Source organism: Serratia sp. TSA_7 (assembly GCF_052692135.1).
In genome coordinates, this window is the sequence record NZ_JBQZFU010000004.1 from 79,518 (window position 1) to 99,105 (window position 19,588).

General features: G+C 56.2%; 18 protein-coding genes and 1 pseudogene. 3 read left to right on the forward strand and 16 right to left on the reverse strand.

Going from position 1 to position 19,588, the window contains the following annotated elements; genetic code table 11:
- Window positions 1-153 precede the first annotated feature (153 nt).
- Window positions 154-1,971, forward strand: a complete 1,818-nt coding sequence (locus tag ACUTQW_RS15390) for a hypothetical protein (protein ID WP_020438671.1) — start codon at window positions 154-156, stop codon at window positions 1,969-1,971.
- Between the two features lie 320 nt (window positions 1,972-2,291).
- On the opposite strand, the gene ACUTQW_RS15395 is transcribed toward ACUTQW_RS15390, so the two are convergent.
- Both ACUTQW_RS15395 and ACUTQW_RS15400 read right to left on the reverse strand, forming a co-directional pair.
- Window positions 2,292-2,912 carry an HD domain-containing protein gene (locus ACUTQW_RS15395; RefSeq protein WP_006324191.1) on the reverse strand — a complete coding sequence of 207 codons (621 nt, stop codon included), beginning with the start codon at window positions 2,910-2,912 and terminating at the stop codon, window positions 2,292-2,294.
- Window positions 2,913-2,984: 72 nt separating this feature from the next.
- On the reverse strand, window positions 2,985-3,833 hold the full coding sequence (locus ACUTQW_RS15400; RefSeq protein ID WP_006324190.1) for a DMT family transporter: 849 nt from the start codon (window positions 3,831-3,833) through the stop codon (window positions 2,985-2,987).
- Between the two features lie 93 nt (window positions 3,834-3,926).
- On the opposite strand from ACUTQW_RS15400, the gene ACUTQW_RS15405 reads away from it, so the two are divergent.
- The gene (locus ACUTQW_RS15405) at window positions 3,927-4,862 is read left to right on the forward strand and encodes a LysR substrate-binding domain-containing protein (protein WP_006324189.1); all 936 of its coding nucleotides are present in this window, start codon (window positions 3,927-3,929) and stop codon (window positions 4,860-4,862) included.
- Between the two features lie 75 nt (window positions 4,863-4,937).
- Window positions 4,938-5,699: an arylamine N-acetyltransferase family protein gene (locus ACUTQW_RS15410; RefSeq protein WP_004941944.1), complete on the forward strand. Its 762-nt coding sequence runs from the start codon at window positions 4,938-4,940 to the stop codon at window positions 5,697-5,699.
- A gap of 180 nt (window positions 5,700-5,879) precedes the next feature.
- On the opposite strand, the gene ACUTQW_RS15415 is transcribed toward ACUTQW_RS15410, so the two are convergent.
- From ACUTQW_RS15415 to ACUTQW_RS15480, 14 genes and pseudogenes are all read right to left on the reverse strand, one after another.
- Window positions 5,880-6,050, reverse strand: a complete 171-nt coding sequence (locus ACUTQW_RS15415) for a hypothetical protein (protein WP_020438670.1) — start codon at window positions 6,048-6,050, stop codon at window positions 5,880-5,882.
- A gap of 62 nt (window positions 6,051-6,112) precedes the next feature.
- Window positions 6,113-6,676, reverse strand: a complete 564-nt coding sequence (locus ACUTQW_RS15420) for a transcriptional regulator (protein ID WP_020438669.1) — start codon at window positions 6,674-6,676, stop codon at window positions 6,113-6,115.
- 59 nt (window positions 6,677-6,735) lie between these two features.
- Entirely contained in the window at window positions 6,736-8,442 is a 1,707-nt protein-coding gene (locus ACUTQW_RS15425; RefSeq protein ID WP_020438668.1) for a PglL family O-oligosaccharyltransferase, read from the reverse strand.
- A gap of 79 nt (window positions 8,443-8,521) precedes the next feature.
- Entirely contained in the window at window positions 8,522-9,475 is a 954-nt protein-coding gene (locus ACUTQW_RS15430) for a hypothetical protein (protein WP_020438667.1), read from the reverse strand.
- A 527-nt stretch (window positions 9,476-10,002) separates the two neighbouring features.
- Window positions 10,003-10,591 (reverse strand): annotated as a pseudogene (locus ACUTQW_RS15435) (transposase); the annotation flags it as partial.
- A gap of 1,065 nt (window positions 10,592-11,656) precedes the next feature.
- Window positions 11,657-12,622, reverse strand: coding sequence for a reverse transcriptase domain-containing protein (locus ACUTQW_RS15440; RefSeq protein ID WP_020438664.1), 966 nt, complete (start codon window positions 12,620-12,622; stop codon window positions 11,657-11,659).
- Window positions 12,615-13,142 (reverse strand): fimbrial protein, encoded by a 528-nt coding sequence (locus ACUTQW_RS15445; RefSeq protein WP_006324182.1) that lies wholly within the window; start codon window positions 13,140-13,142, stop codon window positions 12,615-12,617. The genes ACUTQW_RS15440 and ACUTQW_RS15445 overlap by 8 nt, the downstream gene beginning before the upstream one ends.
- Before the next feature lie 14 nt (window positions 13,143-13,156).
- Window positions 13,157-13,633: a fimbrial protein gene (locus tag ACUTQW_RS15450; protein WP_020438663.1), complete on the reverse strand. Its 477-nt coding sequence runs from the start codon at window positions 13,631-13,633 to the stop codon at window positions 13,157-13,159.
- 14 nt (window positions 13,634-13,647) lie between these two features.
- Complete coding sequence (locus ACUTQW_RS15455; protein ID WP_006324180.1) at window positions 13,648-14,145, reverse strand: fimbrial protein; 498 nt, start codon at window positions 14,143-14,145, stop codon at window positions 13,648-13,650.
- A 10-nt stretch (window positions 14,146-14,155) separates the two neighbouring features.
- Window positions 14,156-14,812 carry a fimbrial protein gene (locus tag ACUTQW_RS15460; protein ID WP_041417548.1) on the reverse strand — a complete coding sequence of 219 codons (657 nt, stop codon included), beginning with the start codon at window positions 14,810-14,812 and terminating at the stop codon, window positions 14,156-14,158.
- A 29-nt stretch (window positions 14,813-14,841) separates the two neighbouring features.
- Entirely contained in the window at window positions 14,842-15,591 is a 750-nt protein-coding gene (locus ACUTQW_RS15465) for a fimbria/pilus periplasmic chaperone (protein ID WP_006324178.1), read from the reverse strand.
- 6 nt (window positions 15,592-15,597) lie between these two features.
- Window positions 15,598-18,144 (reverse strand): outer membrane usher protein, encoded by a 2,547-nt coding sequence (locus tag ACUTQW_RS15470; protein WP_037430415.1) that lies wholly within the window; start codon window positions 18,142-18,144, stop codon window positions 15,598-15,600.
- 54 nt (window positions 18,145-18,198) lie between these two features.
- Window positions 18,199-18,744 carry a fimbrial protein gene (locus tag ACUTQW_RS15475; protein ID WP_006324176.1) on the reverse strand — a complete coding sequence of 182 codons (546 nt, stop codon included), beginning with the start codon at window positions 18,742-18,744 and terminating at the stop codon, window positions 18,199-18,201.
- Between the two features lie 83 nt (window positions 18,745-18,827).
- On the reverse strand, window positions 18,828-19,352 hold the full coding sequence (locus ACUTQW_RS15480) for a fimbrial protein (RefSeq protein WP_004941923.1): 525 nt from the start codon (window positions 19,350-19,352) through the stop codon (window positions 18,828-18,830).
- Between the last annotated feature and the right edge of the window lie 236 nt (window positions 19,353-19,588).

A 19,588-nucleotide genomic window follows, 5' to 3' on the forward strand; every position in this document is an offset into this window, starting at 1 on the left:
GCCTTACCCCTCCTGCTAAGTTTCTCCCACAGGCCGGGAGATTTAAAAGTGCTTCGTCCTCGGCCTGCACACTTTTATTTTCAATACACCACTGTGCTACTGCAATTGTGACCTTGCAGTAACCTGCATCATCGAAAGAGTGAGGATTACACCATGATTACATTAAATGATTACGCCAACCTGCGTGCCTATACCGGCAGTGAGTCAACCGTAATGATTGAAGATCGCTATCACCACGGCGTATTCCTCCGTGACAGCGCAGACACCACCAGCCTGGACAACGGCGCGACTATTCTGATCGATACGCAAAACCGCCGCTGGAAACGCATTATCAATGACGGTGATTACTGCATTGACTGGTGGTATCAGGCTGGCGATGAGCTGGATTATTCCCTGACTATTAACCGTGCCAGCAATTTTTTACAGGTTAAAGGTGATGAGTGGTGGCAAGCGCCGATCCCCACCACGCCTGCCGGCATTACCCTGGTCGGCCCTGGCGGCGTGCGCCCATGTAAAACCACCGCAAAATTAAAATTATGGAAAAACTCCGTTGATTTTAAAGGCACCATTTTGGATTTTTCCGGCGCAACCAATATTGAATGCGTGCGGGTGCTGTATAGCCAGGGTGCACCGGCGATCTATAACCTGCGCATCGTCGGCACGCCAGGAGCAACAGCCAATCTGCGCGGCCTGTGCGTTTACAGCGATGCGGTAAATATGGATGGCATTCCAGCCAGCCAGTTGCTGGTGCAAAACGTCTGGCTGACCAACCTCTACAAAGGCATCGTTTTTGGCAACAACGCCTATATCCAGAGCTGGCACAGCATTATGGTTCGCGGCTGTTGGTGGCCGATTTGGTCCGAAAGCGCATCAAATGCCGGTGAAAAAATTGTGTTCTACAAATGCCTGTTCGGCGACAGCAACAACTATTATCAGGGCGTTCATTCGTTGGCCTTCCGCGATTGCTCGTTTGACTACAGCGGTTTTAAAAATGTCGCCGATCAACAAGCGAATACTGACTATGGGTTATTCGACCTCAAAGCCGGCACGCTGGATTTTAAAAACTGTCACTTCGAATGGGGCAATAAAAACTCCCGCAACTCCCGGCCGGTATTTACCAGTGACAACAGCGGCACGGTAAAAATCAAGGACAGCCAGTGGCACAGCGTGCAAACCAACGTTACCGATCCCGACAGCACGGTTCCCTACCAATACGTTGAGTATTTTTACTTCGACAAATCCAGCGATTTGAGCGGTAAATGCTACATAGACGGTTTCGATCTGGTGAACTCTGACATCAAGAAGGGGTGGTCAAACAACCATATTGAAATGAAGAAGATCGTCGCTCCCGGCTATATCAACATGTGGCGTCAACTCTATCTCGGCGATGGCGTTAATCACCTGCCAGAGCCGACATGGAAGGAAAGCGGCGCGCTGCAGTTGAACAATGTTTACGCCGCCAGCGGCACCCGCATCTCGCAAACCGAAACCTCCGATTTGACGGTGACGCTGCAAAACGGCGTGCTTACCGCCACCACCAAAACGGCAGCGGCGGACAAGAAAATCGAAGTTTATTTCCCGATTGAAAAAAACGATCTGGTGTTGTGGCGCGCCACGTTGGAGAACCTGCAGGGCCTGAGCAGCATGGATGTCGCCGTTAACACCTATCAGGGTAAATACGAACTTAAGGGTAACGCCGGGACCACCACCGTGCTGGAAAAAACCTGCCAGTGGGGACGAAGCGGCACCGTAACGCCGACGTCACCGGCCACCATGACTTCGGATCGTATCACCGCGCTGGATTCTGCGGAGTATCTGCCGCTGCCGGAAGGCTATGTCAATTACGCTCGAATTGTCATCGTCCTGAAAAACTTCGGCGGTAGCGCCAGCAACCCGGCTTCGGTGGACATCGCCAAACTGCTGTGTCAGAAGATTGATATTGTTTCCCGCAACCCACGTAAATCCTGGTAACGCTCAAGAGTCGCCTCATTAGAGGCGGCTCGTTCCCTCAGATTTAATAAGCTTCATTTTCATAATGCCGCAGCGGCAACCGACGGCCACACAGGTCTAACGGTAACCTCGATTAGCATCGCCGTCGCCATTCCATTGCTGAACGTTACCTCGATCGTGGTTTTGATGCGCCCGGCCGGGTATTGGCCACTATAGTGTTATTCAATACTCTGCCTTGCACAGCTTCCGCCTACATCATGGCCAAACTGCTGGGAGCGATCACCGACGGTCCGCCGGCATCATTACCATTCAAACGCCGTTGGCCGCACTGACGATCCCTTTTATCCTGTTACTGACGCAGTTTTCAGCGTCGCCAGCCTGAAATGCTCCTCGTATTGCTGCCACAGCGCGTTGAACCAACTGTCGTCGCCGCTGCGCCGGTTAATCAGTGCGACGGCGGCGTCACATTGGCTGCGGGCGATAGCCAACAGCCCGGCGTCGCCTTGCTGCAGCACGCACAGCAAGCGCGACATCTCCACCAGGTATTGGCGTGCAAAGCTCGGCTCGTAGTCGGTGATGTTTTTGCTGTTGTCGATCAGATCGCACAGCTTGATGGTTTGCGCTTCCGGGCAGGCCAAGGCACTGTGCTGCAGGTTGGCATTCTTGCGGTGCAACCGCTCACCGCCGTAACTGCGAGTTTGCACGTCGGTCAGCATCTCCACGTACCTTTCGACCTTGGGGCCGAACTCGCGGCGGATATCCGCCAGGGTCACCGGGGTGTCTTCCACCGTATCATGCAGCCAGGCGGCGGCGATCATTTCCGGCGTAGGATCCGCCTGCTGCAACAGCGCCACCACAGCGGTGGGATGAACGATATAAGGCTCGCCGGTAAACTTGCGCTTCTGCTTGCAGCTCTCGTGTGCCGCCGTGGCGAACCGCCTGGCTTTTTGCGTTAAATCCATGCTGACTCCTTATCTGAATATCCCCATTTTAACGGCGATCGTCCGGGGTAAGAGAGTCTGTTTGGTTATGAGTTATACCGGTTTCAAATGCAGCACTACAGCGCCCGCCAATACCGTTAATACGCCGAGCCACTGCAAGCCGGAAAGCCGCTCGCGCAACAAAAGCGCGCCCAACAGCGCGGCGATGCCGCCGGACAACGTGCTGAGCACGGTGACGACAGCCACCGAGCCCGCCCCGGCCCCCACGGCAAAGGCGGTAAAACCGCCCAAACTCAGCAGGCTGGCGGCCAGCAACAGCCCGCTTTGCCGCCAGGTAGGCCGTGCAACCAGCGCTCGTCGGTCTGTGTTGAGGATCAACACCGCCGCCAACCCGACCGTGTAGCCGAGCCACAGGCTGACGCGTGGCCCCAGCACCGGCAGCGTGTATTTTCCCTGCAACCAAAAACCGGTGCCGTAACAGAGCGCAGCCATCAACGAGAAAGCGACGGAGGGCCATGCCGAACCGGATTTTTCAGGCTGGCGGCCCGGCTCCAGCGCGCTGAGTATCACCCCAAGCAGACATACCGCCAGCCCGGCCAGCGTCAGTGCGCCAAGCCGTTCGCCACCGAGCCAGGATAACAGCGTGGTCACCGCGCCGTAGCTGGTGACCAAGGGTGCCACCAGCGCCGCCTTGCCGATGGCAAAAGCCTGGGACAGCGCCAGCGTTGCGCCCACCGTCAGGCCGGCGGCCAGCAGCGCCAATCCCCAAACCCTGCCCGACGCTGCAAAGGCGGGAATGGCGGTGGTCAGCAATAACGCGGTCAGAATGACAAAACCGATCGCCTGGGAGAAGAACACCGCCCTGCGCACCCCCACCGCCCGCGCGTTGATGCCGATCAAAAAATCCGTGCTGCCCCAGCACAGCGCGGCGGCTAACCCCATGAATATATCCACCCAATTCTCCCGTCCGATTCGTTGACAAAAAGTAAGAGAAAAATCGCTTGTGGAACATCGATAGATTGGCAATATGGTTGAATGAAACTCAAGCTGAACGCTCAACCACGCCTGCCGTCGCTGAAAGCCTTGCATACCTTCGAGGTGGCGGCGCGCTGCGCCAGTTTTACCGAGGCGGCGGAGCAGTTGAACGTCACGCTGGGGGCGGTCAGCCGCCAGATACGCCAGTTGGAGAATGAACTGGGCGTTGAACTGTTTCACCGCAAGGGCAATGCGGTAGCGCTCAACGACACCGGCAAACGGCTGGCTACCGACGTCACCCGTGCGCTGACGCTGCTGCAAAAAGCCAGCGATCGCGCCCGGCCGGCGCAGCAGCAAACGCTGAAACTGACCTGCACGCTGGGCATTGCCAGCCACTGGCTGGCAGCGCGTTTACCGGCGCTGCGCCACGCCGATCCTGATGTCTCGCTGGTGCTGGACGCCAACGAAAGCCTGCGCGATTTAGCCAGCGGCGAAGCGGACATCGCCATCCGTTACAGCCCCACCGCCAACCCGCCGCCGCATTCCCGCGAACTGTTGGCCGATGCCTTTGCGCCACTGGCGAGCCCCGCCTTTCTTGCCGCGCACCCTGCGTTCAGCCTCGCCGATCTCCCGCAGGCGCCCTTGATTCACTCGCCGTGGAAAGATGCCCAAGGGCTGGGCGCCGCCGGCTGGCAAGACTGGTTCGCCGCCTTTGGCGCAGGCGCGGCGGCACCGCGCGGCATCCTCACCGTTAACAGCGTCGGCCATGCGTTGCAGGAAGCGATGGAAGGCAACGGTATCGTGCTCGGCAGCCTGGCGGTGGCGCAGGATGCATTAGCCGCAGGCAAGCTGGTGCCGGTGTTTGGTGAGCACGGGCAACTGCCCTGCGCCTATCAATATCGCCTGTGCTGGGCGGACAGCGCGTTCGTTAACACCACCACCCGCCGCTGGGTGAATCTGCTGCTGCAAGCGGCAGGCAAACCCCCGGCGTTTTGACGCAGCACGTATTGCGCCCACAGCAGTGAAAAATCCAACTATTTTATAATCAATTTTTTTGCTGCGAGACAAACCGTGGACAGACAACGCTACCTGCAACATATTGGATTCGCAGGCATCCCCCAGGCTGATCTCCTGACGCTGCAACAGTTACACCGCTGCCATATGCTGAGCGTGCCCTTTGAAAACCTGAGCATTATTTATCGCCAGGGCATTCATCTGGAAGAACCGGCGCTGTTCAATAAAATTGTCGAGCGCAACCGCGGCGGCTTTTGCTATGAGCTGAACCGGCTGTTTGCCGCGCTGTTGAAGGACATCGGCTTTAACGTGCAGTTTATTTCCGGCGAGATCCGCGCCCGCGACGGCAGCTTCGGCGCGCCCTTCGACCATATGGCGCTGAAGGTGGAGCTGGATCAGCCGTATCTGGTGGACGTGGGGTTTGGCGACTCGTTCCTGACGCCGCTGAAGATCACCACCACCGAGCAGCAACCGCAGACCAGCGGCACCTTCCATTTGGAACAGGAAGGCGAGACCTATTATCTGGAACGCAGAAACGGCGATAACCGCTCGCACGCCAAAACTCTGTACCGCTTTACCTTGCAAGCCCGTGAGCCGAGTGAGTTCGACGGCATGTGCCACTACCACAGCACCTCGCCGCAGTCGCATTTTACCCAGCGGCTGGTGTGCTCGCGGCCAACCGAAAATGGCCGGGTGACCCTCAGCGAGAACAAACTGATCATCACCGAAGATCACCAGCGCCATGAATCGACGCTGCATTCCGAAGACGAACGGCGTGCAACGCTGATGCGCTATTTTGGGATTGATTTGGAAAATTGAGAATATAACCGTGGCGGATGATGCTCTTCATCCGCTAAACAGCTGCGCCTAATGGTGCTACAGGTGAAGAGCATGCAGAGCGCCGACACGCCGTGAATCCGTCCATGGAGGCTCGTATCGCGCGTCCATGCGCTCAACGGTCGACTAACCTGCATGCTCCCCACCCATCTCAAGCTCAGGTTATGCACCTGGCTTCCCGTTCTGTTCGGCTAATAAAATGCGCGCAAATACGCTTTCCATTTCACTCACTTTTTTTATAAATTCCTCCGGTGAATACACCACCCCGGCGTGTACAATATAGTGCAGCGCCATTTCGCGAGATTTTTGCATCACCCATTGATTTCTTAACATACTAATATCCTTCTATAATAAAAAATAAAACGCCATTCAAGCAGCAGGCATTCGCTATAGGGTTAATTAAATAACTTCGACAGTTTGACCAATGAATAGGGGGTATTATCTAAACCCAATTTCCTCAGCGCGTTGATTTTTTGGCTGCTGATGGTTTTGATACTTTTCCTTGTGCCACATGCAATCTTGGTAGGGCTCATGCCTAATATGATAAGTTTCAGCACATTATATTCGATAAAAGACAGCACCTCTCTATCCCCTTGAATGCCAGAAAAACCCCCTCCCCCTATGATTTCACGTTCAAACACCTCAACGCCTGCATCCTCCTCGATAAACCTAAGCGTTTTCATGGATAAATACTCCATGATGGCGATAACCCGCTTTTGCGCAATGAAGATGATATCCCGATGTCCGTAAAAATGCGCATTCCTTAACAAGGGTAAAATGGTTGGGTAGTCGTCATCGGTAACATGAATTAATACTATCGCCTGATCAACATTACCCTCACTTAAATCATCCGGTCCAATAAACGCCATTTCATAGCCTGTTTTATTTTCAAACACGGCCTTTAATGCCAGTTTCGTGAACTGGCATTGACTCATCAATAATATTTTTTTCATATCCATAAACACGCCAGAGAGTAAAAAAGATATCTGGGATAGACAGTGATTTATGCCTATAGTCGTCAGAAAATTGAGCGCACAAACCGCCTGTCATGGGGATACAATAACGCCGCCTCGCGCCGCAGTTCATCGGCCCGAACATATTGTTGCTGTTGATACAAGATAACCAACAGGTTGGCGTAAACGTTTTTATCAATGCGGTGATTCAGATAACGCTGCGCCCATTGGGCATAGGTTTCCAGCCGCTGCTCGTCACGCGTTCGGTTAAAGGCAAGCAACCCCGCCAACTGGCGATCAAACTGCAGGCGATCCTCATGCATCCAACTGGCCCAGCCCGGCAAGGCGTCCAGCTGCCGCATATCCTGCAACCCGCCGCGCTCCGCTTGGGTCAATACCCACCCGCTGTAAAACCCGGTCGCCATGACGAACAATGCCGCCAGTGACAGGGCCAGCATCGGCAGTCGCCAGCGTTTTAGCCCACAGCCGGCGCCAAGGCGCGGGCCGACCAGCCGATCGAGCATTGCCAGCAAAAGCAGGAACACCAGCCAGTGCAATGCCGACAGGTAAAACGGGTATTCGGTTTGGCTGTGCAGCGCAATCGGCAGCAGCGCTACACACAATGCCAGTGCCTCGCCCGCCGATGCTTTACCGCAGGCAAAGGTCCGCTTGTCATGCCAGCGGGCGCGGGCCACCAGCTTGAAACCCGCCCACACCAGCAGCAGCATACCCAGTAGCGCGACCACGCCCCCTTCCACCCACCACAGCAGCAATTCGTTATGTGGATGACGAGCAATTTCCGTCACCGCCGTGGGCGGCATTTGGTTAATGCGAAAATGCTGAAAACTGTACTCAAAACCGCCGTAACCCCAGCCAAGCAGCGGTTTTTCGGCGATCATCGCCAGCGTATCGCGCAGCATGGTGTAGCGCGCATGGTTGGAGCCGGCATGGCTGGCGTAGCGCAACACACCGCCCAACTCACTCCCCCACCACAGCACCAGCACGCCCACCAGGGTGCCCCCGGCAATCAGCAGTGAGGCAATGGCGACAGCCTGCGAATAACGGCGGCAAAAACACAGAACAAACAGCCCCAACACCAGGGCCCCCGCCAGCCAGCCGGTGCGGGATTGCACCCACACCAACACCATCGGCAGCAATACCAGCACCACGGCCAGGGCACGGCGACGCCAGCATTCTGCACGCGGATTCAGTAGCCGGAACCCCGGCAGCACAAATGAAGCCAGCGCCAGCGCCAAACCGGTGGCGATAAAACTCGCCAGCACGTTCGGTTGCTGGAAAATACCGAAAGCACGCAGGCTACCGGATGGGATCCAGAATTGTGCAACCGCTGGCGCAAACAGCTGCAACAGCACGATCAACGCCTGCCCCCCCGCCGCCGATAAAATCAAATACAGCACCGCATGGCGCTGGCGTGCGGTCATGCACACCTGCAGCCAGGTGAAATAGAAGGCCGCGCCGGCAAATAAGCCGGCCAGCCGCCAAACGGCGGCACTTAGCCATTCGGGCCGGGTAAAAAATACCGGCAGCACCAGCAGTAAACAGGCGGCGATTATTGCGCGACAGGTCGGTGTTATCACAACGCGGCGCAGCGGTGTTGCCCGCCAGCAAACACCCATTAATAGAGCCGCTCCGCCGTAGACCAGCAGATTAAACGGCAGCGCCAATCCAACCCCGCCGGGGTTGGGTATATATATCGCCAGCGGAATAAAAAGCAAAAATACAAATAAGAAAAAAATACGATCGAATATCATAAAAAACCTGGCAACATTAGAAAAATGGCGTTAAAAATAACGCCATTCACATTATGAAAATATCGGCTAAGCGTAAAACTTAACGATAATTGGCGTACAGCACGATGCTTTTAGCCGCCACGCCCATCTTTAATACCTCCTTCGCGCTAAGTTCGGTTTGATACGTGACAGTCTGCTGATTGCCGCTTTGCACGTTATCCCAAAACTTGACCGGCGTTTCGAAGGCGATTTTCCTTTCCTGGTCCTTAATACTGAAATAAGTGCCGTTACCCAGATCCAGAGCGGTATTACTCTCCACTAACCCGCCGCCGGGCGAAGAGAAGATCAGCGCAACGCCTAATTTACTGCCGGCATGGCAAGCCTGGTTCTTAACCGCCGTCACACTCAGGGGTTTGGCGGCGATCAATCCCGGAGCCGTAACCGATGAGATAACGCCAAAATCAATTTCAGTGGGCGCACTGATCGTAACCGAACAGGTCGAGACCTTGATGCCTGCCATACCTTGCAAGATATAGCGATAGTTTTTCCCCGGCGTACCGTTAATGCCCCCTACGCCATCCAGCTGGAACACCGCCACCCTATCATTGCCCCCTTCTTTTATTTCTCCGGTTTTCTCCAGATAAATTTGGTATTTGACCTGCCCCTTTTCCGGTTTGTTTTTCAAGCGCCACATGTCGGTTTGCACCTTGCTGCCGGCCTTAACGATACCGAGATCCGCATCGTTATAAATCAACCCCATACCAATGCCGGGGCGCACCACATCACCCACCGGGTTGCCATAGAAATAAACCCACTCTCCCTTGGTGCTGCCTTGAGCCCAACACACTACGCTGCGCGTCATAATTTTTGACGTCCATAGACGGCTACCTAACGGCAGATCTGCAGCCACGGTCAAAGCACCGATATTTTCGCTTTCTTCGGTGATGCCATTCTCACTATCAAGATGACATTCCAGCGCCAGTACACCCCGGCCGCAGGCCAATAAAACGCAGCACACCCCAAAATGAGCAATAACCTTCTTCCCTATTTTCATCACGCTATCTCCATGGTTTTATTCACATCGGCGCTTAAGCGACCGAACGTCCAAAAACCTGCGGCCCGAAATCACGAACCGCCGTTAACATGTGTTGCAGCTCGATGTGGAATTTCCGCTGACACAATGCTTACGTTAAGGCTAAATCTCAGGCCCTGGATAAAAATAAAGAAATAATGAAATCGTGCCTGTTATTGTTTTAACAATGTTTCTAACAACACGCCCTGCCAAGAGGTTATCCACAGATGAATTTGTTATAAATAAGCTGGCTAAAGGCATAACTTGTAAGTAGCCGGAAACCAATAGTACTGCGGTCAGCTATTTTTCAGACTCAAATTACGCATAAGGCGTTGATTGCAGGTATTTCCCGTTTTTACGCTTAGCCCCGATAGAGCCGGAACTCCATTTAGCGAATATCGCTCGCGTCAGGTTGCTGGAAATGCCAAATACGCGCAGGCGACCGGATGGGATCCAGTAATATGCAATCGCTGGGGCAAACAGCGGCAACAATATGAGTATCCCTCGACCAACACCGCCCAGACCCGCCGGTAGCCGTAGGTCGGAACTTCACCGGTAACAGCATGGATACGGTTCAGCACTTCCGTATCGTCGGGCTGACGTTTGCGTCGGCGATCCTGCCAGTCAGCCGGGCGGTGGGTTATCGCATGAAGCTGCGCACGTGAGACCCGCAAACAGCGACTGACGAAGCTTATTCGCCATCCTCTGGTAACAATGGTACGTGCGCTATCCACTTGTTTTGCCGGCCGATACAACGGCCTCCGCAGTAACTCAACTTCCATCGTTTTCTTACCCAACATACGCTGAACCTCTTTGATCTGCTTCATGGCTGCGGCCAGTTCCGACGCGGGAACAACCGGTTCCCGGAAGTGACGGCAGTAAGGCTGCCGTCCTGATATTGCTTACGCCAGAGGAACAACTGACTTGCAGCAACACCGTGTCGACGGGCAACCATCGACACAGTCATACCTGGTTCGAAGCTCTGCTGAACGTTAGCCATTTTTGCCTGCGGGGTACGTCGTCTGCGGCGCTCAGGGCCTAAAACGTCGATCATCCTCAACTCCATGATTAGTCTAAAACTAATATTAAGACTATCACTTATTAAGCGAGTCAAAGTGTCTGGAGATTCAAGAGGCCAGTCAACGGGCGAGGGCAGTTCATCATTCATATAGACCAATGGGCCGTTGTGAGCAAATAAACACGTCTCATGTACCGTCTGGTAACGCCGAGAGGGTCGAATTCCATCACCCGCCCGCGGTACATCTGTTAGATAAATTCCAGTAAGTACACGAAGGAAGCCTGGTAACGCCCTGGTGCAGGTTTTTTAGCGTCGACAGTCACCGTTACGTCGATGGGCATAATATCGCCGGCAGCTACAGTAAATGAGCGCGAAGGAACCTTTGTCGACACCGTCAGCCCCTTTACGGGAGTTACAATTTGTGACCCCACGACGCTGACCCGCGCGGTCGTACGCCCCGCCCCATTGCATACGATTTTGGCATTTGTGTCCGCGTCCCGCCGTCCGGTTTCCATTTCGATGCTGAGTTCCGGAATCGCCTCTATCGCACATGTCAACGGAGATGGTATCGGTTCCGATCCCCCCCCCGTTACATACACCCAGTGTTTCGCATCGCAAGTCTCTAGAACGCCAGAGATCGACCAGTAGCTTTGCGGGTCTACCGGGTTTGTATAGTCGGGTTCCGAGTCCATGGCACGCATGAGCTCGAGCGTGGCATTTGTGACGTCGGCGGGTTCCCTCGTGGGTGTGCAGACACTGGTATGGACGGCGTTCGATGAGTATGCCACGTTCTCGGAGTTAACCTGCCAGCCAATGTAACTGTCGGGGCGGTACATGCACGTGCTGCCCAAGTCACCACAGCCGTACCACATGAGGCCCGCTACCGACACGACCCGTTTGGCCGACCAGTTGGTCTTCCCCTGCAAGTTAACGATCCGAGGTTTAGCAGCCACTTCCACGTGGACGCCCGCGACGGCCGGGAGAGAGGGCGTAGACCAGACTAGGACGAGAATCAACACACGAAGGTGTGTGCGGAAAGCGAGGAAATACGCCTTTTCGGATGTGTATGACATTTGATGGTAGTCCATATTGATGCACCTGTATGCAGGCGAAATAGGTATATTCGGGCACTTTCCCTCAGCATCTTATGCTGAGTTCAACATAACGTCCGCCCATTTTCTCCACCGTGCCTCGTACGTTCGCACCCGCGATTCAGTCTCTGTCGGTGACAGCCCCTGTCGGCGAGCCTGCTCGTAAAGCCGCGCGCGTCGTGCACGGTGGTTTTCCAGCGCTCTGGGCGCTATGGTGGCCCCCGTGGGGGTAAACCATACCCCCAGCCAGTCAAAGCCATGTTCAATCCTGCCCAGTTGGGTTTTGTCCGGGTGGGTTTCAAACCCGCCCAGGTCAAAAAATTCATGCAGCCGCTTAACGCTGCGCCGCAGTTGCCAGCGGGTGCGGGTAAACAATAAAAAGTCATCCATATAGCGCGCATACCACACGCCCTCCTGCGCATTAAAATAATTATCTACGTGGTGCAACAAGCTGCCGCCAATCAGCGGGCTCAGCGCACAGCCCCGGCAGATGCCGTTGGGCGGGGTATAAAACTCACCGCCGTCTTCTACGCTGTAATGCACATATTGCTGAATCACATCAAACAACACCGGGTCGGCCACATGCCATTTCAGTTGACCGATCACCTGCTGTTTACGGATGTGCCGGTAGTAACCGCGAATGTCCGTTCGGTAGACAAAGGCGTATTCTCCGCTAGCTAGGTCTGCCTGCACTTCCGCTACCGAAACCACGCTACCGCCATGCCCGCGCAAGTGCATGCAACGAGCAGGTTTTGGCAGCAGCGGCTCCGCCAGCAGCGCAGCCCACTTCAATATCAGCGCATCCTGCGCACACCACTGCACCCAACTGCGGCTACCACGCCGCAATACCTGCATCGGTGCCAGGCGGTAATCCCCATTTTGCAGCTGTTGATAGAGGCGTTCACTCTGCTGCACCCAGTGAAAGCGCAAATGCCAAATGTCGGCATTGGGTGGCGCATGGCGGCGACGTTGGCACAGCCAGCGCCAGGCGGCTTGCCATGCCGCTGCACTGTTATTCATATTCCAGGCTAAAGGTCGCCACCGCGCTGAACGGCCCGCGTTCGATGGTTTTATGCTTCAACGCGTCCGGCTCACCCTGTACATAGGCGTGCGCCGTCAGAATGTTGGCCCCGCTCACCAATGCCTGCGCCTTGCCTGGCTGGTTAATCGGCAACGGCTCACCCTGCGGGGTTTCCATGCCGATGGCGATGCCGCTGGCCTGGCTGGCACCGTTCAGTGCCAGCAGCCCCGGCAACGCGGTACTTTCATTGCCGCTGAACGTCACCTTGACCGTTTTGCCCAGGCTCAGATCGCACTGCGCCAGATGCAGCTCAAACGGCTGACCGTGGGTGCGGGTGTTCATATACAGGTACTTGTCGATCACCGTGTCAAAATCCAGCACCACCGTTTCATCGCCCGGTGGGATCACGCAGGGTTCGGCCACCAGCGCGCCATGCAGGCGCATATTCTCCGCCGCACCGGCCGGTACACTACACAGCAGCAACGCCGCCGTTGCGCACCAGGCCACCTTGTTAACCATGGCTATTCTCCGCCTCATTGGTACACCGCCAGCAGGGTTGCCGTGGCTTCAAACGCCCCTTCTTTCAGCGCTGCGCCCGGCCGTTTGACCGGCACCGCCGCAAGCGTTGGCGGCGCGTTCAACTTGATCGGGATCGGTTGATTCAACGTAAACCGCTTGCCGTTTTGCAGCAGGCGGATAGCCAGATCGTCCACGTTGCTCTCGATCGCGGCCTCGTCGTAATCCGCCGGGGTGCCGACCACTTCCAGCGTCATGCTCCATGCCCCGGCACCGGGGCCGCAGGTGACCCGGTAGTTCACCGGTTGCAGGTAGTTAACGCCATCCACTTTGGTGACCCCAACCCGGTTGCCGAAATCGACATCTACCTCGCCACCGTCGTTGATGGTGCACGGCGGCGGTTCGATCAGGGTGCCGGAAAAACGCATGTTGTCCGCCGCCGCTGCCGGGCCGCCGAGGGCCATTAACAGAAAAATGCTGCCGTATCGCGCCATTGCCTCAGCCCCTTTCACTGGTATTCCACCTTCATGGTCGCCCCGGCGGAGAAGGCCCCGCCGCTCAACGTCGCCCCGGCCTGCTTGACCGGCACCGCCTCAAACGTTGGCATATTGGGGTAGGTAAAATTCACCCAGGTGTTGATCGGCTGCCGATTGCCGTTGCGCAACAGCGCCACCCCCAAATCATCCTTGTTGGTTTTCAGCACGTCAGTATCAAAGCCGGCGCCGGTACCCTGGATTTGCAGTTTCATCGCATTGTTCGGCGCGTTTTTACACTCCACCGAGTACACCACCGGCTGTTTCTTGTAACTGCCGTCGATGCGGGTGGTCATGACGTCGTTACCGAAATTCACTTCGATCAGGTTATTGTCGTTAATCACACAGGGCGGTGGCGCGACGATGGTCACTGTCACTTTGATCGTAGTGACCGCCTGCACCTGCTGGCCGTACAACAACACCAACGCCGCCAGCCCACAGCCGGGCAAACACTGTCTAAATTTTGCCTTCATGCCCATTCCCTTAGTCATAGCTGAGCTGGAAATCCACCACCGCCGCGTAGGCGCCTGGCAATAACCGCGCACGGGTGCGCTCCGGCGTGATGCGGTAATTCAGCGCGTTTTGCCCCACCGCCAGCGCCAGTGGCGCCCCGCGACTGCCAAGGCGGATATCCCTGCCGCGCTCATCACTAATGCGCAACGCCAGCCCGGAAGCGCCGTGCACCTTCACCAGTTCCGGGTTGTCAGCATCCGCCGGGGCGATAAAACTCACCGACACCGCCGGCTGATGGGCGCTCCACAGCAGATTGCCGGTGCGTTGATCCCGGTTGACGGCCGGGCCGCGCAGGCAGTCGCGTAGGTGCAATTGCAGGTTCACTGGCGCACCGCGATCGCCCACCTTCGCCAGCTGTGCAGTAGCCGTATTGCCCAGTTGCACCGCCTGGTACGCGGAGGCCATCTCCAGCCGGCAGGCGCTTTCGGTCAGTTCGCCGCGCACATGCAGCACGCCATGGGCCCCTTCCACCTGCCAGCTATTCGCCGCTATGGCTGACGGCATCAGCCACAGCATCACGCACAGGCACGCCGGTACCATCATCACCACTGCGGTAATCACCAGGGCATACAACCATTCATGGCGGTGGTAACCGCCGCCGTTCCATCGCCGGGATGTTCTTCGCATCGCTTATCCACCTGTTGTGTCAGTGAGCCTTATTTGCTGCCCGCTACCGCCTGGCAGCTCGCGCCGTTACAGTTAAAACTCAGTTGCGGGCGGCCGCCGTAGTCGTTGACGTAAGTCAGCACCGGCGCGTTACCCAACGCAGAGGCCGCAACCTTCAGCGGCGCACTGCCCTTGGGCGCTACCATCAGCGGTTCGAAGCCCGGTGCGCTGGCACCGTCTTTTTTGCTGCTGGCGTCAACCAGCGTCACGTAATAGGGCGTCGGGTTATTCACCTGGTAGCTGTCGCCCTGTTTAGTCAGCGTCAGTTTTTCCTGCCACGGCGCGCTGGCTTCCGGGTTGGCTACCGCAATCGCCTTCGGCCGGTAGAACAGCTTGATGCGGGTTTGCAGCGCCAGTTGCAGCGTGTTGGGTTTGTCGCTCTTCGGCGGGATCTCGCGCAGGTTGAAGTAGAACAGCGTTTCGCGGTCCTGCGGCAGCGTATTGGCGGCCGGCAACCCCTGCACTTTCACCTGGCTCTTGGCACCCGGTTCCAGGCGTTGCACCGGCGGCAATACCGCCAATGGGCTGGTGATTTTTTTGCCGTTGGCGTCTTCGATCCAGCCCTGTGCCAGGTAAGGCAGCTGCTTGTTCTCGTTGCTGATGCTCATGCTCACCGACTTGTCGCCGCCGCTGAAGATTACCCGGGTTCGGTCCAGCGCGATGGCGGCGCTCGCCTGTTGGGCGCACAGCAGGCCCGCCAGGCCGCCGGCAATTAATGTCACTAGATTATTGGTTTTCATTGCTCTCTACTCTTTAACAGTGTTTAACGCCTTGCCGTTGGCCACCGGGCCACAAGGCAGTAACAGATTGGTCAATTGGCTCGGCGACAGCGTCTGCGGCAGGGTAAAGCCGCACTGCTCCGCGCCGCCCCAGCTCACGTTCATCGCCTCCCCGGCGTTGATGCCGCTCAGGTACACTTCGCCGTTGTCATTGATAATGCCCACCTCCTGCCGCTTGCCGTTGCGCACCGTGGCGCCAAACGGCGGGGCAGAACCGTCCGCCAGCCGCACAACCGCCATCGCCTTCTCGCCGGCAATCACCTCAAAGTGCCGGTAGCCGATAGCGCCTTCGGTCAGGGTGGCCTGCGCCACGCTCTGGCTGACTTCGGCGTTTTCCGGCAACGTGTTCAGATCGATACTGAACTGGTTGCGGTAGTAACTGCCGACGTCCACCACCACCGCTTTGCCGAACGCATTTGTCAGCGTCGGTGAGCTGTAACCGCGGATCGGGATCCCCGGCACGCCGTCGGTATCCAGCAACATACGGGTACCCCCGCTCATGCTGCTGCGGTGCAACGCCGCCCCTTTCAGGGTGGCGGTCGCGCCGCCCTGCATCGACAGCCCCAGCGAGCTGTACTGCCCGGCCTGGTAGCTGGCGCTGGCGTTCACCTGGCTGAGATCGCCGCTGTGGCTGTAGTAGCCGCTGGCGGTCGCGCCGCTGCGTGCAGTACCGGCGCTCACCTGATAGGTGTCGCGCTCATTGAGCCGGTCGTAATACCCCACCTGATGGGTGTTATCGTTGCGGTTGTAACTGCCGCTGTAACTCAGCGAGCCATTGCTGCCCCACGGCAGCGACAGCGACAGGTACATGCCATCGTCGTTGGTGCCGTTATATTTGTTGCGATAGCCGGTCAGCGACAGGCTGATATTCCGGAAACGCCCCAGATCGAAATAGCGCGACAGCGTCAGGTTGTAACGGTCATTCGCCGGCCGGTCCCAGTAGGTCTGGTGGTTGTAGTTGAGATAGGCACTCAACCCCAGGTCACGGAACTGCTGGTTAAAGGTGATGGTGTACATCTCCTTGCTGCTGTTGGTTCGCGTACCGTCGCGGCGTGCATCCAGGTATTCGCCCATCGACATATAGTTGCGCTCCGAGAAGCGGTAGCCGGCAAAGGTCACCTGGCTGTCATAGTCGTCAAAGCGCTTGGAATAGCTCAGGCGGTATGAACCGCCGCTTAGGGTGCCCTGTTGCGGCAAATTGGCGCGTGACTGGGTGGCGTCGAAAGACAGTGCGCCGAACATCATCAGGTCACGCCCCACCCCCAGCGCCAGCGCGTTGTAATCGCCGCCCGCCACGCCGCCGCCGTACAGCGACCAGCCGTTGCTCACGCCCCAGGAGAACTCGCCGGTACCGAACATCGGCCCGTCGCTATGGTGCTCCCAGTCCGCCGGCCGGCCGGCCGCCAGCTTGTAACGCACCGAGCCGGGCCGGGTCAGGTACGGGATGCTGGCGGTGTCCATCTGGAACTCCTGCACGCTGCCGTCCTGCTCTTCCACCCGCACGTCCAACTGGCCACTGACCGCATCGTTGATGTCCTGAATGCGGAACGGCCCCGCCGCCACCTGGGTTTCATACAGCACGCGCCCTTGCTGGCGAATAATCACCTTGGCGTTGCTGCGCGCTACGCCGGTCACCTCAGGCGCATAGCCACGCAGGTTGGGTGGCAGCATGTTGTCGTCGGTCACCAGGCTGGCACCGGCAAAACGCACGCTGTCGAAGATGTCGGAGTTTAAATAGTCCTCGCCCATCGTCAGCCTGGCGCCCAGCTTTGGCAGTGCGCGGTAGGCGTAGTAACGGCTCCAGTCCCAACTGGTGCGAGTCGGCTCGCCCGAGCCGCCCTGGTGATCCAGCCGCGATTGCCAGTCTGCCCGCAGGCGCCAGGCCCCCAGGTTGCCGCCCAGCGTGCCGTTGCCACTGAGGTTATAGCTCTGTGTGCCCTGCTTTTGCTGGCGCTGGCTTTGCGCATTCAGGTTGTAATCGAACAGCACCCCCGGGATCCCCTCGTCCCAGCGTGAAGGTGGGTCCCAGTTTTCTGCGGTGTATTCCAGGTACGCCTGCGGAATATTCAGGTACAGTGCCGCCGCGCCTAAATCGCCACGCACTTCCATCCCCTCCAGGCTGCGGGGATCCAGACACTGGTTTTGGTGCCACCAGGTCAATTTAAGTAATGCAGACTCTTTTAACCCCAGTTGTTCAACCAACTGCGGCGTAATACAGGCTTCACTGCCTTTGGCATCGTCATCCGGCGGGTAAAACGCCACCGGCTGATCGGTTAATGTCTGTTTATTAATATGCACGGAAAACAGATAATCGCCGGGCATAATAAAATTGCCGCGAGAAAACTGCTCCAGGTCAATATTGGCGCGATCCGTCACATCCAGTACGTCGGTATTGAATTCAATATCAGCAGCTGCGACATTGGCAGCATTCCCCGCCAGAATAAAGGCGATCAACAGCCCCAAAATTCGCGGTCGTATTTTCCCTATACAGCCATATGACGGAGTAGTTGACATCCGCAGACCCTTATCAATAATTATTTAATTCGCAGTTACAGCCTTCAGGCAGGTTTAGTAGTAATCCATTTTAAAGCGCACGGTGGAGTAATAACTCCCGGCCTTCATTACCTGATTATTGCCAATCAACCGCAGGCCATAATTAAATTCCATGGTGCCGGGTTGAATTTCATTTTTTGCCATGGGCATACCGGGTGCGGCGACATTTCCACGCTTATCGGATATTTGCAGGGCAATGCCCTTCGCGTTACCGTCAATACCAAATAACCCGGCATCTTCTCTGCCGTCAAAGGTCACGGCAAAATATCGCCAGTCATCCAGTGCAGGGTTGAATTTCTCTAACGTGCAATTCACCAGCTTAATAGTAAACTCATGCAACTCGCCCTGGCCGTCACGAATAATCTGGCTGACGGGCAGCGTCGCCAGGGTTATGGTTTGGTCAAGGCTTTCGGTATCAATGGCGCAGGCGGAGGCGATAATCCTGCCATTCATGGTCACTTCGCCACGCCCCTGATTGGCCGATTGCGCCAAAGAGGAACACAGCAACAGATTAACTAACACCGCACTGTGCAATATCCTTTTGCCATGCTGTGAATGCATACCTTCTCCCCACATAACGAGTTAATAAGCAGCATGCGGGTTGCCCCGCATGCAATTAACTGTGCGAATTAATCGCCGTGGGCTTATTGGTACGCCAGGGTAAAGTCAGCAACAGAGTTGAATTCGCCCGGGGTGATGGCAGCAGAAGCACCGTCGCCCTGCAGGTGTGCGCTGAAGCGCAGAGTCGCCTGGCCGTCTTCAATTTTTTGCGCCTTGCTGGCTTTGGTCAATGGCAGCAGTTTACCGTCGAGGTCGTTGATAGCGATGCTGGCACCGCGTGCAGTACCTTTCATTGCCAACAGGCCAGGAGCCGCTTCAGACTCGGTACCGCTAAAGGTGGTGGTCACGTCTTTAGCAGTTTGCACATCACAACCTACTAGCTTGATCAGGATGTCCTGCGGTGTAGACTTGCCACCGTTTTTCAGCTGTGCAGAGGCGATATCACCCAACTTCACGGTCTGATCCAGGCTACCTGGTTCGATAGAGCACGGTGCATCAATGATAGAACCTTTAAAGGTTACGGTGCCGGAACCCTGGTTAGCGGCGTTAGCCATAGAGATAGTACCCAGAGTCATTACGGCTGCCAGCATGATTTTGTTCAGTTTCATTGTGTTAATTCCATATATACAATTAGTTTAATAAAGAAAGAGTCCTTGTGCTTACGCAGCCACCCTTTATTTGTTCACGTTCGCCAACACAGAGAATCTTGCTACCCCCCCTGTTTTGGCGATGTGAAAATGATACCCCCGCCAAAAGCAAAACAGCAAAATAAACTAAATAAGTTAAAATTTACAACATTAAAATCTGAAAAAATGATATTAATTATATTTTTATACTAAAAATT

Bases quoted from the DNA above. Each gene is read 5' to 3' on its own strand.
- ACUTQW_RS15470 (WP_037430415.1), bottom strand. From the start codon at position 18,144: ATGTCAACTACTCCGTCATATGGCTGTATAGGGAAAATACGACCGCGA.
- ACUTQW_RS15405 (WP_006324189.1), top strand. From the start codon at position 3,927: ATGAAACTCAAGCTGAACGCTCAACCACGCCTGCCGTCGCTGAAAGCC.
- ACUTQW_RS15440 (WP_020438664.1), bottom strand. From the start codon at position 12,622: ATGAATAACAGTGCAGCGGCATGGCAAGCCGCCTGGCGCTGGCTGTGC.
- ACUTQW_RS15400 (WP_006324190.1), bottom strand. From the start codon at position 3,833: ATGGGGTTAGCCGCCGCGCTGTGCTGGGGCAGCACGGATTTTTTGATC.
- ACUTQW_RS15420 (WP_020438669.1), bottom strand. From the start codon at position 6,676: ATGGATATGAAAAAAATATTATTGATGAGTCAATGCCAGTTCACGAAA.
- ACUTQW_RS15465 (WP_006324178.1), bottom strand. From the start codon at position 15,591: ATGAAAACCAATAATCTAGTGACATTAATTGCCGGCGGCCTGGCGGGC.
- ACUTQW_RS15455 (WP_006324180.1), bottom strand. From the start codon at position 14,145: ATGAAGGCAAAATTTAGACAGTGTTTGCCCGGCTGTGGGCTGGCGGCG.
- ACUTQW_RS15395 (WP_006324191.1), bottom strand. From the start codon at position 2,912: ATGGATTTAACGCAAAAAGCCAGGCGGTTCGCCACGGCGGCACACGAG.
- ACUTQW_RS15480 (WP_004941923.1), bottom strand. From the start codon at position 19,352: ATGAAACTGAACAAAATCATGCTGGCAGCCGTAATGACTCTGGGTACT.
- ACUTQW_RS15475 (WP_006324176.1), bottom strand. From the start codon at position 18,744: ATGCATTCACAGCATGGCAAAAGGATATTGCACAGTGCGGTGTTAGTT.
- ACUTQW_RS15415 (WP_020438670.1), bottom strand. From the start codon at position 6,050: ATGTTAAGAAATCAATGGGTGATGCAAAAATCTCGCGAAATGGCGCTG.
- ACUTQW_RS15425 (WP_020438668.1), bottom strand. From the start codon at position 8,442: ATGATATTCGATCGTATTTTTTTCTTATTTGTATTTTTGCTTTTTATT.
- ACUTQW_RS15430 (WP_020438667.1), bottom strand. From the start codon at position 9,475: ATGAAAATAGGGAAGAAGGTTATTGCTCATTTTGGGGTGTGCTGCGTT.
- ACUTQW_RS15445 (WP_006324182.1), bottom strand. From the start codon at position 13,142: ATGGTTAACAAGGTGGCCTGGTGCGCAACGGCGGCGTTGCTGCTGTGT.
- ACUTQW_RS15450 (WP_020438663.1), bottom strand. From the start codon at position 13,633: ATGGCGCGATACGGCAGCATTTTTCTGTTAATGGCCCTCGGCGGCCCG.
- ACUTQW_RS15390 (WP_020438671.1), top strand. From the start codon at position 154: ATGATTACATTAAATGATTACGCCAACCTGCGTGCCTATACCGGCAGT.
- ACUTQW_RS15460 (WP_041417548.1), bottom strand. From the start codon at position 14,812: ATGCGAAGAACATCCCGGCGATGGAACGGCGGCGGTTACCACCGCCAT.